This is a genomic window from Acidobacteriota bacterium, assembly GCA_033549365.1.
Lineage (GTDB): Bacteria > Acidobacteriota > Aminicenantia > Aminicenantales > Saccharicenantaceae > JAWSUF01.
In genome coordinates this window covers 69,483-84,418 of the sequence record JAWSUF010000003.1, presented here as the reverse complement: position 1 = coordinate 84,418, position 14,936 = coordinate 69,483, and the positions used below count along the sequence as shown (strand labels likewise).

16 protein-coding genes are annotated in these 14,936 nt (G+C 60.7%); 10 read left to right on the top strand and 6 right to left on the bottom strand.

The features are described from left to right. Window positions 1-4 precede the first annotated feature (4 nt). From SCM96_05635 to hypA, 5 genes are read left to right on the top strand one after another with little or no spacing between them, the layout of a single operon-like run. On the top strand, window positions 5-550 hold the full coding sequence (locus SCM96_05635; protein MDW7760105.1) for an NADP oxidoreductase: 546 nt from the start codon (window positions 5-7) through the stop codon (window positions 548-550). A gap of 13 nt (window positions 551-563) precedes the next feature. After that, window positions 564-2,012, top strand: coding sequence for a Ni/Fe hydrogenase subunit alpha (locus SCM96_05630; protein ID MDW7760104.1), 1,449 nt, complete (start codon window positions 564-566; stop codon window positions 2,010-2,012). After that, complete coding sequence (locus SCM96_05625; protein ID MDW7760103.1) at window positions 1,916-2,446, top strand: hydrogenase maturation protease; 531 nt, start codon at window positions 1,916-1,918, stop codon at window positions 2,444-2,446. The genes SCM96_05630 and SCM96_05625 overlap by 97 nt, the downstream gene beginning before the upstream one ends. Window positions 2,447-2,456: 10 nt before the next feature. Beyond that, window positions 2,457-3,128 (top strand): hydrogenase nickel incorporation protein HypB, encoded by a 672-nt coding sequence (gene hypB / locus SCM96_05620; protein MDW7760102.1) that lies wholly within the window; start codon window positions 2,457-2,459, stop codon window positions 3,126-3,128. After that, window positions 3,121-3,465 (top strand): hydrogenase maturation nickel metallochaperone HypA, encoded by a 345-nt coding sequence (gene hypA, locus SCM96_05615; GenBank protein MDW7760101.1) that lies wholly within the window; start codon window positions 3,121-3,123, stop codon window positions 3,463-3,465. The genes hypB and hypA overlap by 8 nt, the downstream gene beginning before the upstream one ends. A gap of 2 nt (window positions 3,466-3,467) precedes the next feature. Here the strand turns inward: hypA and SCM96_05610 are convergent, their stop codons facing one another. Further along, window positions 3,468-4,577 (bottom strand): porin, encoded by a 1,110-nt coding sequence (locus SCM96_05610; protein MDW7760100.1) that lies wholly within the window; start codon window positions 4,575-4,577, stop codon window positions 3,468-3,470. A 146-nt stretch (window positions 4,578-4,723) separates the two neighbouring features. Continuing rightward, window positions 4,724-6,001 carry a phosphopyruvate hydratase gene (gene eno, locus SCM96_05605; GenBank protein MDW7760099.1) on the bottom strand — a complete coding sequence of 426 codons (1,278 nt, stop codon included), beginning with the start codon at window positions 5,999-6,001 and terminating at the stop codon, window positions 4,724-4,726. 87 nt (window positions 6,002-6,088) lie between these two features. Here eno and SCM96_05600 point away from each other — a divergent pair, with 87 nt between their 5' ends. The 5 genes from SCM96_05600 (at window position 6,089) to SCM96_05580 (ending at window position 9,698) form a co-directional block, all read left to right on the top strand. Beyond that, window positions 6,089-7,057: a class I SAM-dependent methyltransferase gene (locus SCM96_05600; GenBank protein ID MDW7760098.1), complete on the top strand. Its 969-nt coding sequence runs from the start codon at window positions 6,089-6,091 to the stop codon at window positions 7,055-7,057. Between the two features lie 17 nt (window positions 7,058-7,074). Further along, on the top strand, window positions 7,075-7,956 hold the full coding sequence (locus SCM96_05595; protein ID MDW7760097.1) for a UbiA family prenyltransferase: 882 nt from the start codon (window positions 7,075-7,077) through the stop codon (window positions 7,954-7,956). A gap of 21 nt (window positions 7,957-7,977) precedes the next feature. Beyond that, entirely contained in the window at window positions 7,978-8,625 is a 648-nt protein-coding gene (locus tag SCM96_05590) for an MgtC/SapB family protein (GenBank protein MDW7760096.1), read from the top strand. Then, entirely contained in the window at window positions 8,618-9,229 is a 612-nt protein-coding gene (gene rdgB, locus SCM96_05585; protein ID MDW7760095.1) for an RdgB/HAM1 family non-canonical purine NTP pyrophosphatase, read from the top strand. Before SCM96_05590 ends, rdgB begins: the two co-directional genes overlap by 8 nt. Window positions 9,230-9,386: 157 nt before the next feature. Further along, window positions 9,387-9,698 (top strand): helix-hairpin-helix domain-containing protein, encoded by a 312-nt coding sequence (locus tag SCM96_05580; protein MDW7760094.1) that lies wholly within the window; start codon window positions 9,387-9,389, stop codon window positions 9,696-9,698. Between the two features lie 26 nt (window positions 9,699-9,724). Here the strand turns inward: SCM96_05580 and xerC are convergent, their stop codons facing one another. From xerC to SCM96_05560, 4 genes are read right to left on the bottom strand one after another with little or no spacing between them, the layout of a single operon-like run. Beyond that, entirely contained in the window at window positions 9,725-10,612 is an 888-nt protein-coding gene (gene xerC / locus SCM96_05575) for a tyrosine recombinase XerC (GenBank protein ID MDW7760093.1), read from the bottom strand. Continuing rightward, the gene (gene topA / locus SCM96_05570) at window positions 10,593-12,908 is read right to left on the bottom strand and encodes a type I DNA topoisomerase (GenBank protein ID MDW7760092.1); all 2,316 of its coding nucleotides are present in this window, start codon (window positions 12,906-12,908) and stop codon (window positions 10,593-10,595) included. The genes xerC and topA overlap by 20 nt, the downstream gene beginning before the upstream one ends. After that, window positions 12,909-14,006: a DNA-processing protein DprA gene (dprA, locus tag SCM96_05565; GenBank protein MDW7760091.1), complete on the bottom strand. Its 1,098-nt coding sequence runs from the start codon at window positions 14,004-14,006 to the stop codon at window positions 12,909-12,911. 6 nt (window positions 14,007-14,012) lie between these two features. Next, window positions 14,013-14,894 carry a universal stress protein gene (locus SCM96_05560; protein MDW7760090.1) on the bottom strand — a complete coding sequence of 294 codons (882 nt, stop codon included), beginning with the start codon at window positions 14,892-14,894 and terminating at the stop codon, window positions 14,013-14,015. Window positions 14,895-14,936 lie beyond the last annotated feature (42 nt).

Below are 14,936 nucleotides of genomic sequence, written 5' to 3'. Positions count from 1 at the left end.
TGTCATGAGCAAGCCCGTAATCGCCACCGCGTCCCTGGCAGGATGTTTCGGTTGTCACATGTCCGTCCTGGACATCGACGAAAGGATTCTGAAGCTCATCGAGCTCGTCGACTTCAACAAATCTCCGATCAACGACATCAAGACGTTCACCCGGCCCTGCGACGTCGGCCTCATCGAGGGCGGCTGCTGCAACACTGAAAACGTCGAGGTTCTCCGCTCATTCCGCAAGAACTGCAAAATCCTCGTCGCCGTCGGCGAGTGCGCCGTCATGGGCGGGCTGCCGGCCATGCGGAACGGCATCCCCATCAAGGAATGTCTGGAGGAGGCTTACCTCCACAGCGTGACCGTGGCCCCTGAGGACCGGCTCATTCCCAACGACGAGGACCTGCCGGTCATCCTGGACCGCGTCTATCCCCTGCACGAGGTCGTCAAGATCGACCACTTCCTGCCGGGCTGCCCGCCGTCGGCCGACATCATCTGGGAAGCGCTGACCGCGCTCCTCGAAGGCCGTCCCCTGAACATTTCCTACGACATGCTAAAATATGACTGAAGGAAGGTAACTTATGGGCCGAAAAATCGTCATAGAACCCGTCACCCGGGTCGAAGGCCACGGCAAGGTCACCCTGCTGGTCGACGACGCCGGCCGCGTCACCCGGTCGCGATTCCACATCGTGGAGTTCCGAGGATTCGAACGCTTCGTCCAGGGACGTCCGTACTGGGAAGCGCCCGTTCTCGTTCAGAGATTGTGCGGCATCTGCCCGGTCAGCCACCACCTGGCGGCGGCCAAGGCCATGGACGTCATCGTCGGCACGGGACCGGACGACCTGACCCCGACGGCCGACAAAATGCGCCGTCTCATGCATTACGGCCAGATGCTCCAGTCCCACGCTCTCCATTTCTTCCATCTCTGTTCGCCCGATTTTCTGTTCGGCATGGACGCCGACCCGGAGATCCGCAACGTCATCGGCGTCGCCCTCGAACACAAGGACCTGGCCGTGCAGGGCGTGATGCTCCGCAAGTACGGGCAGGAAGTCATCCTGGCCACGGCCGGCAAGAAAATCCACGGCACCGGCGCCATCCCGGGCGGCATGAACCGTAATCTCAGCCCTGAGGACAAGGAACGGCTGCTGAACGGCGCCGACCCCCTGAATGCCGACAAAATTGTCGAGTGGTCCCAGGGAGCGGTCGATTTCTTCAAGTCCTACTACAAGGCCAACAAGGACCTGATCGACACCTTCGCCCCCTTCCCCTCCAACCATCTCAGCCTCGTCCGCAAGGACGGCGCCCTGGATTTCTACCACGGCGTGCTGAGGGCGGTCGACGCCGAAGGCCGGAAAGTTCTCAACGACGTCGATTACATGGACTATCTGGAACACATCGGCGAAGAGGTCCGGTCCTGGAGCTACATGAAGTTCCCCTATCTCAAGTCGCTCGGCAAGGAGAATGGCTGGTACCGCGTCGGACCTCTGGCCCGGCTCAATACCTGCGACTTCATCCCCTCGCCGCTGGCCCAAAAGGAATTCGAGGCGTTCAAGGCCGTGACCGCCGGAAAACCCAACAACATGTCGCTCCACACTCACTGGGCCCGTCTGATCGAGCTGCTCCATTCGGCCGAAGTCATCCGCGATCTTCTGAACGACCCCGATGTCCTCGGCACGAATCTGGTCCGGAAGGGCAAAAAGGTCCCCGAGGGCATCGGCCTCATCGAGGCGCCGCGGGGAACGCTTTTCCACCACTACCGGATCAACGAAGACGACCAGATCGTCATGGCCAACCTGATCGTTTCGACGACGAACAACAACGAGCCCATGAACCGGGCCGTCTCCTGGGTTGCGGACAACGTGATCTCCGGTCAAAAAGAGGTGACGGAGGGCATGCTGAACCGCGTCGAGGTGGCCATCCGGGCCTATGACCCCTGCCTGAGCTGCGCCACCCACGCTCTCGGAAAAATGCCGCTCGAAATCGAATTCCAGGACGCCGCCGGACGGGTCATCGACAGGAAGAGTCGCTGAACAACCGGAAAACCCTGGTCATCGGCATCGGCAACCCCGGCCGCCGCGACGACGGCGCCGGGGCGGTCCTTGTCGAGCGTCTTCAGGAGCACAAGATCCCCGGTGTCGTCTGCGACGCCAACTACCAGCTCGGAATCGAGGACGCCCTGGACTGCTCCGAACACGACACGGTCGTCTTCGTCGACGCCGCCGTCGATCTCGGCGCGCCCTTCACCTTTACGGAAATCCAGCCGGAATACAAGGCGGCCGTGACCACCCATCATCTTTTGCCCGAGGCGGTGCTGGCCCTCTGCGGCGAACTCTACGGCCGCCTGCCTCGGGCTTACGTCCTGGCGATCGGCGGTTCCGACTGGGAAATCGGGGAGGGACTCTGCGAGGAGACCGAGCGGAACTGCCGCGCCGCCCTCGACCACCTCCTCCAGTTCTTAAAATAGGTTGCTTGGCATGGAAAAAAAAGACGTCCTCGTTCTCGAAGACCTGCTCGGGTCGAACAAGAAAATCGCGGCTTCCATCCGGAGTAAAATGGTCGAGCGCGGCATCCTGGGGGTCAATCTCCTGAGTTCGCCCGGGTCGGGGAAAACCTCGCTTCTCGAACGCCTGGCCGCGGCCATGAAGGACACCCGGCGGATGGCCGTGATCGAAGGCGACCTAGAAACCGAGCGCGACGCCGAGCGCATCCGGGCCCAGGGCATCCCCGCCTGGCAGATCACGACAAGCGGGGCCTGCCACCTCGACGCCAAGATGGTCGGCCGCGTCCTGGCCGACGTCCCCGCCGAGCTCGATTTCCTGTTCATCGAAAACGTCGGCAATCTCGTCTGTCCGGCCGCCTACGACCTAGGAGAGTCGGTCCGCTGCGTCCTCCTCTCCGCGCCCGAGGGCGACGACAAACCGAAAAAATACCCCGAGGCTTTCCTCTCGTCGCACTGTTTGATTCTGACCAAGGCCGATCTCCTTCCCTATCTGCCCTTCGATCCGGAGCGCGCCGCCCGGGAAGCCCTCGAAATCAATCCCAAGCTTCAGGTCTTCGTGACATCGGCCGTGACCGGGCAGGGCATCGACGACCTTGTCCGGTATTTCGATTCCGCGCTCGCCGCGCTGAGATCCGGCCATGCATGAACTCTCGCTCATCGCCGGGCTCTTCCCCATCCTCGAGGAAAAGGCCGGGGAACAGGACGCTAAGAGCGTCACTTTCGTGCGGCTGAGGGTGGGCCGGCTTTCGGGCGTCGTCCCCGAACTCCTGGAAACCGCCTTCGATGCCTACAAGAAGGGGACCTTCGCAGAAAAAGCCTCCCTTGAAGTCATCCTCGTTCCTCTCAAAGTCCGCTGCCGCGCCTGCGGCATAATCATGGAACTCGAGGAACCCGTCTTCGCCTGCACGGGATGCGACGGAAACGACCTCGAAATCCTCGAGGGCCGCGACATCTTCCTCGACCGTCTGGAAATCGAAGTCTAGCTTCAGAAGCCCGCCTGTAAAAACGCCAAGACGGCCGAATTGTCGCGCCCGCCGTTCACCCCCCGATAATATTCGTAGTTGATTTGAAATTTTGCCTTGTCGGCCAGGACGACATTGACGCCCGCCGTCCATAGGGATGTGCTTCGTCCGGGCAAACCGCCCTCAGCGTCCAACACATCGTATTTGAGGACGGCCTGGGCCTTTCCGGGAAGGATGTCATAGACACCCTGGACATACCATCCATTCCTGCGGATGTCGTCGTCCCACGCCGAGATGTATTCCCCCTTGAGGGCCAAACCGCCGTGCCGGATGACGCCTTCGAAACCCAGGCGGTCCCGGTCCACAAGGGCGTCTCCGGCGGTCAGCGGGCGCTTTCCATCGTAATAGGAGACCCCGACATGCAGAAACCCGGCCGGACGCAGAACGAGCCGGGCGGCCAGATCCTTATGGTCGTCGTTATCCTTTTGATTGATGCCGGGTCCGTTGAAAACGCCGAAAGCATACTCAACAATTCCGGTCGATCCGAAGAGCATGGCGCCGATGTCCCGGCCCAGGGCCTTGTTGTCCCGGCTGGGCACAAGCGTCTCTTCCGGCCGGGAACGATTGATGGTGTCCAGGCTCGAACTCGGCGTCAGATTTTCCATGCTGAAGGGGACCTGGAACTGACCGACGCGGAGATTCAGAACGCCGGACCAGACGAAATCGACATTGGCGTCGAGGAGGATGGGGGTGCGGGCGATATCCGTCTGAAACTTGAACTTGATGCCGCGGGACGCCTCCCCTGTCAGGGCCACCCGCGTCCGGCGGATGGTGAAGGTGTCGTTTCCGATCTCCAGGTGATTGAACTGGACCTGGGTGTATCCGGAGAGTTTCACGGATTTGGAGGCCGTCACCGCCGGGGAGGAATCCCCGGACTGGGCCTTGCCGGACGAATCGGATCTTCCGGGCTCTTGCGCAAAAGACGGGGAAACGGGCGGCGCCGGTTCCGGACCGGCCCAGGAAAACATTTGCGGCCGGAACAGGAATGGGTCAACCGGCAAAGCTGAAACGGCCGAGGGGGCCGAAACAAGCAAACCCAATACCGCGGCAAGAAACACTGATGTGGTTTTCAAATTGAACATCCTCTCCATCGATGACTCCTTTATCCCTTCTCTTCTGCAATCATGTCTTTAAACTGTAGGGCCGTTTCTATCGGTTTTTCGAAGAAGCTTAAGCCTTAGAGCGCGCTTATTAACTTCCCAAAGCCAAGCAAGATTTGCTAAAAGGCCGAACGACCGGCATAAACAGCGCTTTTCCCCAGCTCCTCCTCGATGCGCAGGAGCTGGTTGTATTTCTCGACGCGCTCGCCGCGGCAGGGCGCGCCCGTCTTGAGCTGCCCCGTTCCCAGGGCCACGGTCAGATCGGCGATGAAGCTGTCCACAGTCTCACCGCTCCTGTGCGAAACCATCGCCGTCCAGCCCGCTTTCCGGGCCATGTCCACGGCGGCGATCGTTTCAGTCAGCGTCCCGATCTGATTGAGCTTGATGAGGACCGAGTTGGCCGCCTTTTCTTCGATGCCGCGACGGATCCGATTGACATTGGTGACAAGCAAGTCGTCGCCGACGATCTGCACCGTGTCCCCGATGGTTTTCGTAAGAAGCGCCCAGCCGTCCCAGTCCTCCTCGTCCAATCCGTCCTCGATGGACAGGATGGGGTAGGCTTTCACCCAATCCGCATACAACTCGACCATTTCGGCGGATTTGACTTTGCGCTTTTCCGTCCTCAGGTGATAGATCCCGTCTTCGTAGAACGCCGATGCCGCGGCGTCGATGACGATGCCGATGTGCTCGCCCGGCTTGTAGCCCGCCTTTTCGACGGCCCGGAGAATGGTTTCCACGGCTTCGGCATTTTTCTTGAAGGCGGCGGCGAATCCGCCTTCGTCGCCGATCCCCGTCGAGTATCCGCCGTCCTTGAGCACGCCGCGCAGGGCATGATAGGTTTCGGCTCCCCAGCGGAGGGCCTCGCTGAAGCTCGGGGCGCCGACCGGGGCGATCATGAATTCCTGAAGATCCGTACTCTGCCAATAGGCATGGACACCGCCGTTCAGGATATTGAACATGGGAACCGGGAGCCGCCGGGCGTCATCGCCGCCCAGGTAACGGTACAAGGACATGCCCCGGGAAGCCGAGGCGGCCCGGGCCGCGGCCAGGCTGACGCCGAGCATGGCGTTGGCCCCGAGCTTGCTCTTGTTTTCCGTCCCGTCCAGATCGATCATGGCCCGGTCCAGACCGGCCTGATCGAGCGCATCCAGGCCGCGGACGGCCGCGGCGATTGCGGTGTTGACGTTCTCACAAGCCTTGAGAACGCCTTTTCCGAGGTAACGGCTCTTGTCGCCGTCGCGAAGTTCCAGCGCCTCGAAAATTCCGGTCGATGCGCCCGACGGCACGGCCGCCCGGCCCTTGGAGCCGTTCTCCAGAAGGATATCGACCTCGACGGTCGGATTGCCGCGCGAATCCAGGATCTCCCTGGCATGAATATTTTTGATCTTCGTCGACATGTCCGCTCTCCTTTGTCTTGTCTCTCGCGTTTTCGGCGTATTTTATCATGCCCGCGGCCCCGCTGACAAAAAGATGGAAATCTCGAATTGACAGGTTCGGCCGCGGAATGCTACAAAAGGCCGAAAGGCGAACCCGTGGATTCCCAGGATCGAAAGCCCCGGCGCATCGCGGCCTGCGCGGCCTGCGGCGGCATCCGTCTGTCTCCTTACCGAAAAGGAGCCTTCCGCGCCGCGGACCTGACGCCCGAGGATTTCAAGATCACCGACAGCCGTTACGGCATCACCTGGGACCTGAGCGCCTGTCTCGACTGCGGCCATATCTTCGCCGATCCCTGTCCATCGCCCGAACTGGTCAATGCGACTTACGGCGCCATCGAGGACCCGCTGTACGACGCCGAAGCCGCCGGCCGCGGCAAAAACTTCCTGCGCATCCTCCGCCGGCTGGAAAAGCTCCTGCCGGCCAAAGGCCGTCTCATGGACGTCGGCGCCGCCACCGGAATCCTGTTGCATCTGGCCCGGGAACGCGGCTGGATGCCCGACGGCGTCGAGCCCAGCGCCTGGGCCGTCGACCACGCCCGCCGGACCTACGGCATTTCCCTGAAACAGGGCGCCTTCGAAACCGTCCCTCTCGAGCCGGAATCCTGCGACGCCGTAACCATGGTCGATTTCATCGAACACACCGCCCAGCCCTTCGAAGCCCTGGAACAGGCGGCCCGCATTCTCAGGCCGGACGGCATCCTCTGCCTGGTGACTCCGGACATCCGCAGTCTCGCCGCCCGGCTGGCCGGACGCCGCTGGTGGCACTTCCGGCCGGCTCACCTGGCTTATTTCTCGCGGCACGGTCTCGACGCCCTGTTCCGCCGCACGGGTTTCGCCCCCGTTCTTCGTAAAAGATACGCCTGGACGTTCAGCGCCCGCTATCTCCTGTCGCGCCTGGCCTGGACGCGCGGCCTTTTGAGGAACCCCCGGACGGCTTCTTTTTTCGAAAAGATTCCGATACAATTGGCCCTGGGCGACTCGTTCGAAATCTACGCGCGGAGGATCCCATCGGCGTAAAAGCCTACCTGCGCGCCATGCGCCTGGAGCGCTGGCCGCGAAGCACGGCCGTTTATATCGGAACGGCGGCTCTCCTCTTTCTCGACAAAAGCGCTTTCTCCGTCTTTTCCCCGGTCGAAATCTCCCTGCGGCTGGCGGGCGCCTTCCTCCTGACCTGGTTGATTTCAACCGCCAATTACGCCGTCAACGAAGTCGCCGACGCTCCTTTCGATATCCATCACCCCACCAAACGCAACCGTCCCCTGGCCGCCGGAGAAGTCTCCCGGCTTCCCCTGCTCGGCTTGGGCGCGGTCTTCGCCGCGGCCGCGCTCGGAGGGGCTTTTCATTTCTTTAATATGCCGTTCTTTTTCTCGTTGGCCGCCCTTCTCGCCGCCGGATTCGTCTACAATATCAAACCCGTCCGCACCAAGGACATCCCCTTCCTGGATTCCGTCTCTGAATCCGTCAACAATCCCATTCGCTTCTGCATCGGCTGGTATGCCCTCGCTCCCGCCGCTTTTCCGCCGTGGTCCCTGCTTATCGCCTGGTGGGCTTTCGGGAACTTTCTCATGGTCGCCAAAAGACTTTCGGAATACCGGCTGCTCGGCGACCGGGCCGGAGATTACCGCGCCTCGCTGAGCAAATACACGCGAGCGTCGCTTTTTATCGGCATGATCGCCAGCGCCGCCGTGTTTTTCGCCGCTTATGGATATTTCGCCGCCGCTTTCGGGATGGTCTGGTTTTTCTATCTTTCGCCATTCGTGGCCTTCTATTTCTATCTTTTTTTTCGAAAAACCCTGTCCGAATCGGAGGTGATGGAGGAGCCCGAAATCCTTTTGATCCGTCCCGGATTCGCCCTCTATACCCTCCTTCTGGCGGCGCTTTTTCTTCTGGCTTTTCTGAAAAACACCGGGCCGTGACCGCCGAACGGGAGGATGAACATGGAACTGCTCGAAATCGCCTTCAAACTCATCCTGGCGGTGTCTCTCGGCGGACTCATCGGGTTGGAGCGGGAATCCGGCCGCAAGGCCGCCGGGTTGCGGACCAACACGCTGGTCTGCGTCGGAGCGGCCATGATGATGACCCTGGCCGTTCTGATCATCCGAAACCAGGACGGGCTTCCCGACTCTCTAATCCGGCTTGCCGCCGGGGTCATCGCCGGGGTCGGCTTTCTCGGCGCCGGAGCCATCATCCAGGCCCGCGGCGCAGCCACCGGCCTGACCACGGCCGCCACGATCTGGGTCGTGGCCGGCCTCGGGCTGGTCATCGGAGCCGGATACCCCATTCCCGCCGTGCTGTTCACCGGAGCGGTCATGGTCGTTCTCGTCATCTTCCGCAAGATCGAAGACGCCGATCTTAAAATATCGCCCTATCGCTTCCAGATCAAAGTGAAAGACAATCCTGAGTTTCTGTCCGGCTTGCGCAAGCTCGCCTTTCATTTCGGTATCCGAATGGATGAGCTGGTCGTGAAAAAAACCAAGATCCGGCAGATTCTGACGTTTTCCATCCAGACTCCCGAGGAAAAAGAGCAAGCCTTCACCGGGGAGATTCAGAAACTGCAGGGCATCGAGGAACTGAAAATTGAATAACATCCCCATTCTCGTCGCGACATCCAACAGGAACAAACTCCGAGAAATCCGGGCCGCCCTCAAGGGTCTTCCGATCCGCCTGCTGTCGCTCGACGATCTGCCCGGGGTTTCCGGCGTCAGAGAGACGGGACGAACGTTCCGGGACAACGCCCGCCTGAAAAGCCTGGTCTACGGAAAGCATTTTCCCGGTCTGACTCTGGCCGAGGATTCCGGGCTGGAGGTCGACGCCCTGGACGGCGATCCGGGCGTTCGTTCGGCCCGCTTCTCGGCGCCTCGGGCCGACGATATCCGCAACAACCGCAAGCTTCTGCGTCTGCTGGAGGGCATCCCGCCCGGGCGGCGCGGCGCAAGGTTTGTCTGCGAAACGGCCCTGTCGTTTTCGGACGAAATCATTGCCGAAATCCGGGGCGAGGTCCGCGGCCGGATCGCCGACGCTCCGCGGGGCGCGAGGGGATTCGGTTACGACCCCGTCTTTTTTTATCCTCGGCTGAAGAAAACGTTCGGTGAACTGACGCTCGAGGAAAAAGCCGCCGTCAGCCACCGGGGCCGGGCGCTCAGGAAGCTCCGGCATTTCTTCGAACGGCATCTAGCGGTCACCGAGTAGATGGAAACGGATGGAAACCGGGCCTGCGCCGCTCGTCAACCGTGATTAACTCTTAACGCCCGGCATCAATTCGCATCTCTTTGATTATCAATCGTTTTTTATCTCCAGCCCGCCTGGCACGCCGTTCGCAATAAACGGAGGCGAAAAGGAGGTCATCATGTTCAACAGAACGGGTTTCAAACCCGCGGCGTGGCTGGTTCTCGGACTGCTTCTCGTCTCGTTCTCCGCGGCCCTCGCGGAGGCGCAGGCGGCGGCGCCGAAAATCAACATCAACACGGCGTCTGCGGCCGATTTTCAGAAGCTCCCCCGGATCGGTCCCCAGATCGCCCAGAGGATCATCGATTTCCGGACCCAGAACGGTCCCTTCAAGCGGGTCGAGGAATTGATGAAGGTCAAGGGCATCGGAGAAAAATTGTTCGACCAGATCAAGGACCGGGTCATGGTCGGCGCCGAGCCCCAAAGCAAGTGAGCGGAGGGGGAGCAATCCCCCTTCCCTCAGCTTCTCGGGTGACTCTTTTTATAGATGTCGAGGAGCTGCCTGAGGTCCATGTGGGTGTACTTCTGGGTTGTCGCCAGGCTGGCATGTCCCAGGAGCTCCTGGATGGCCCTCAGGTCGGCTCCTCTCCCGAGAAGATGGGTGGCGAAAGAATGGCGAAGGGAATGGGGACTGATGCGGCGGTTGACGGACGTCCGGGTGATGAGCTTCCGGACCATTCTCTGTACGGACCGCGCCGTCAGTCTCCCTCCCCGCAGGTTGAGAAAAACGGCCCGCTCCCCGTCGCCGCTGAGAATGGGCATGGAACGCCTGGCCTGCAGGTAGACCTGAAGCCTCTCCGCGGCCTTGGCGCCGAAGGGAACGATCCGTTCCTTCCGGCCTTTTCCCAGAACACGGATCAGGCGTTCGCCGGGGTGGATGTCCTCAAGATTCAGCCCGATGAGTTCGCTGACGCGGATGCCCGTGGCATAAAGAAGCTCGAGGATGGCCATATCCCGGAGGTCGCCCGGGCGGTTTGATGCGGGAAGATCGAGAAGGACGGCCGCCTCGTCCTCGGAGAGAAAGGACGGCAGGGTTTTGTCCGTTCGCGGCGTCGCCAATCCGGCGGCCGGGTCGGCGGAAACCCAGCCTTTCCGACGAGCATAATCGAAAAACGCCCTCAATGAGGCCAGCTTGCGGCCGATCGACGTTTTTTTCAGATGTTTTGCATGAAGCTCGGCCAGGAATCCCCGCAGAACGAGGACGTCGGCATTTTTCCACAGGACGCCGTGCCTGTGGAAATATTCGGCCAGTTGCTTAAGGTCCCGTCCATAGGCGGCGATGGTATGCGGGGAGGCATTGCGCTCGTGGCGAAGATAGACCAGAAAATCAGAGATCCTGTCCTTCATGGCCGTCCGGCTTATCCCATATTTTTTCGCGCGGAGCGGTTTCCTTGAATGTGCATTTTTCGTTGCGGCAATAGAGATAGGGTTCGCCCCGAATGACATTTTTTCGATAAAGGACCTTTTCTTCACAGAGAGGGCAGGGACGGTTGACGATTTCATCCCAACTGGCGAAGGTACACTTGGGATAATTCCCGCAACCGAAGAAGATTTTTCCCCGCCGGGTCTTTCTCCTCAGAACGGTCCCGCCGCAGCCCAGGGGGCAGGCGATTCCTGTGTCCTTGTTTTCCTTCCGGATATATTTGCACTTGGGATAGCTTGAACAGGCCACAAAGGCTCCGTAACGGCCCGTCTTGAGGGCCAGAGGCGCCTGGCATTCGGGACAGGTGTCCTCGAGCATCTTGGTTTCCTTTTTGGCCAGGCTTTCCCGGAAACGGCAGTCCGGATAGCCGGAACAGGATTTGAACCGCCCGAAACGCCCGCTCTTGATGACCAGGTTTTTGCCGCACTGGGGACAAATTCCCTCTGTGGGAATCCCTGTTTTTTGAACCCCCTCGACAACGTCGGTCTGCTTGAGATATCCGTCCAGCAGGGAATGATACTTCTTCAGGCTCTCCAGTCCGTCCGCCTCCCCGTCGCCGATTCGGTCCAGCTCCTCCTCCATGCGGGCCGTGAACTCGATATCCATGAGGTCGGCAAAATGCCGGATCAGAAATTCCACGACGAACATTCCCAGGTCGGTGGGGATGAACCGGCCTTTCTCCTTGATCACATAGGTCCGGTCCTGAAGCGTGGAGATGATCGGTGCGTAGGTGCTGGGCCGCCCGATGCCCCGGGCTTCCAGTTCCCGGACCAGGCTGCCCTCGGAAAAACGGGGAGGCGGCTGGGTGAAATTCTGTTTGGATTCGAGATCGGCCAGGCGGAGCGTCTCGCCTTCGGCGGCTCGGGGAAGGGCTCCTTCGGGGACATTCGGAGTTTCGCCGGTTTGGACATCATCCGAATCCTCGGCTTTGTCTTTGGTCTTTCGGACATTGCCGTCGGGCGCCAGGGCCAGAAATCCGGAAAAGCGAACGACCTCGCCCTTGGCCTTGAAGCCGTAACGGCCGGCGTTGATCGTGAACTCCGTCTCCTCGACGACGGCCGGACTCATCTGGGAGGCGATAAAGCGGTTCCAGATCAGGCGATAGACGTCGTATTCCTCTTTCTTGAGATGCGGCTTGACCTTTTCCGGCGTCAGGTCGAAGTGAACCGGGCGGATGGCTTCATGAGCGTCCTGGGCTTTTTTGCGGTTCTTGTAGACGGGAGGCTTGGCCGGAACATGGGCCGGAGAAAAGGCCGCGGCGATGAAGGCGCGCGCGGCCTCCCGGGCGTCGTCGGAAACCCGGAAGGAATCCGTCCTCATGTAGGTGATGAGAGAGGTCGGCCCCTGCGGATCGCCGATGGCCAGTCCTTCGTAGAGTTTCTGGGCGATGAACATCGTCTTTTTCACGGGGAAACGCAGCGTCCGGAAGGCTTCCTGCTGAAGCGTGGAGGTGATGTGCGGCGGGCTCGGGTTCTTTTTCTTTTCCTGGATCTTGATCTTGTCCAGAACGAAAGGCGCGGTTCGGCAGACCTCAACGGCCGCCCCGGCCTCGTCGGCATTGCGGATCCGGACTTTCTTGCCGTCGATCGCCACCAACCCCGCCTTGAACAGGGGCGCCTCCGAAGCCTCAAGCAGCGCCGTAATGGACCAGTACTCCTCAGGCTTGAAATCGCGGATCTCCTGTTCCCGCTCGCAGATCAACCGCAGAGCCACGGACTGGACGCGGCCGGCACTCAATCCCTTGCCGATCTTGCGCCACAGGAGGGGGCTGATGAGGTATCCGACCAGGCGGTCCAGAATCCGGCGGGTTTGCTGGGCCTGAACTTTGTTCATGTTCAACTGCCCCAGATTATCGAAAGCCCGGCGGATGCCGTCGTCCGTGATCTCGTGGAAAATGGCCCGGTAGATCCGGGGGTTGTCCTCTTCGATGAGGCGGCTGAGATGCCAGGAGATGGCCTCGCCTTCCCTGTCCGGGTCGGCGGCCAGGATGACGGTTTGGCTCGTCTTGGCCGACTTCTGAATTTCCGTCACATTCTTCTTTTTTTCGGGAATGACCTGGTAGCTCGGCTTGAAGCCGTCTTCGATGTCCACGCCCAGCTTGCTCTTGGGGAGGTCGCAGACGTGCCCCATGGACGCCTTGACGATAAAATCCGGTCCGAGATAGCGATTGATGGTTTTGGCCTTGGCCGGCGATTCCACGATAACCAACGATTTTGCCACTTACAATCTCCTCTGATAACGCTTTCCGGGATGCTGGACAACGAGACTCTTCAGCTCCAGTTTCAACAGGGCGGACAAAAGAACCGGCACAGAGAGCCCGGTGCGATCCACAATGTCATCCACGTGAACCGTTCCATCCGCGACAAGGCTTCCCATAATAAGACTTTCCTCGCCGTCGAGGCAAGCGTTTTCTTTATCCCGCCGGGTTCCCGCAAGAAGAGCGGTCCTGGATTCAAGAGGCAATTCCTCGATGACATCCTCCCAGGATTCGACGAGCCGGGCGCCGGCTTTGACCAGTCCGTGGGCGCCGCGGCTCAGCGGCGACGTGACGTTTCCCGGAACGGCCATGACCTCGCGGCCCTGATCGAGAGCCAGTCGGGCCGTGATGAGCGATCCGCTTCGCTCCGAGGCCTCGATGACGACAACGCCCAGGGCCAATCCGCTGATGATTCTGTTCCGCAGCGGAAAATGATAGCCCAGGGGGTCGGCATCCAGCATGAATTCCGAGACGGCCGCGCCGTTTGCGATAACGGCTTCGAACAATTTCCGGTTCTCCGGAGGATAAACTCTCTCCAAACCGGATCCCAGAACGGTCGCCGTTTTCCCTCCTTCGAGAGCGCCGCGATGCGCCGCGGTGTCCGCGCCCCGGGCCAGACCGCTGATAACAACAAGACCCCGCTCGGCAAGATCGGCGGCTAGACGCTCGGCGACGGCCCGGCCGTAGGGTGTGACCCGGCGAGATCCGACAAGCGCCACAGCCGGTTCATTGAGAACCCCGGGATTTCCGGCGACATAGAGGGCCAGCGGAGGATCGTAGATTTCGCGCAAAAGCCGGGGGTAGCCGTCGTCATCGGGCGTCAGGAGGGTCAGGCCTTTTTTTTCCGCCCGATCGAACTCCGCCCGGGCGGCCTGCAGGGGATCTCCGGATGCGATTTCTCCGGCTGTTTCCGCTTTCAGCCCGAGGGCCAGCAACCCCTTTTTGCTCGTGCTCAGGATGTCTTCCGGGGCCCGCCCCATCTGAAGGATCCTCCAGGCCGGCCGCGGGCTGCCGTGGAAAACGGAGTTGAGGGCCAGCCAGGAAATCCTTCTTCGGTCCACCCGGCGTCAGACCTTGCAGAAGGCCGCCGGGATGGCGAAGACGGGAATCCCGGCATAGGCGATCACCTTCTCGGTATTGCTTCCCAGGAAAAACCGCTGGAGGAATCCCTCGGTGCACGTTGACATGACGATGAGATCGGATTTTTTTCTCTCGGCGTATTCGACGATGCCCCCGGCCGCGTTCACCGCCCGCGTCACGTCTTCACGGACCTGGAACGATCCCTTGGTCCGGGCTTTCCTCTTCTTCAGCCGTCCCAGGACATCGTCGAAAACGGCCTGCAGCTCTCTTGGGGAGAAGCTGTACTCATGGAGTTCCAGGACGTGAAGAAGGGTCAAGTCGGCCCCGAAGGCGCCGGCCAGCGCCCAGGCATAGTCCCGCTCGATTTCCTCCTGGACGGAAAAATCGGTCGGCACGAGAATTTTCTTGAAGGAAGCGCGGGGTTTTCCGCCGCCGGTCATGAGCACGGGCACGGACGAGGCCCGCAGAACCTGGTTGGCCACGCTGCCGACAAAGACTTTTTCCATGGCCGAAAGCCCCTTCCGACCGATGACGATGAGATCGGCCTTCTTTTTTTCGGCCGTTTCCACGATCTTTTTCGGCGCCGAGCCGCTTTCGACCAGAATGTCCTTGAACGTGATGCGGCGTCTTTTGGCTTCGGTCTCGATTTTTTTTCGCGTCGCTTTTCTCAATTCCCGGACCCGGCGGCTGAAATCCGCAACCTGGGCCGCCACCACTTCGTGGAGCAGGGGGGCATAATCCGGCACGACATGCAGGGCGGTCAGCCGGGCGCCGAAGGCCTTGGCGAAGGCCTGGGCGATTTTGAGTGCGTTTCCGGCCTCGTCGGAAAAATCCGTCGCCCAAAGGATATGCATGATTTTGACTTTCATATGGACCTCCTGGGGAGTTGTTGTCCGTCATTCTAACACATC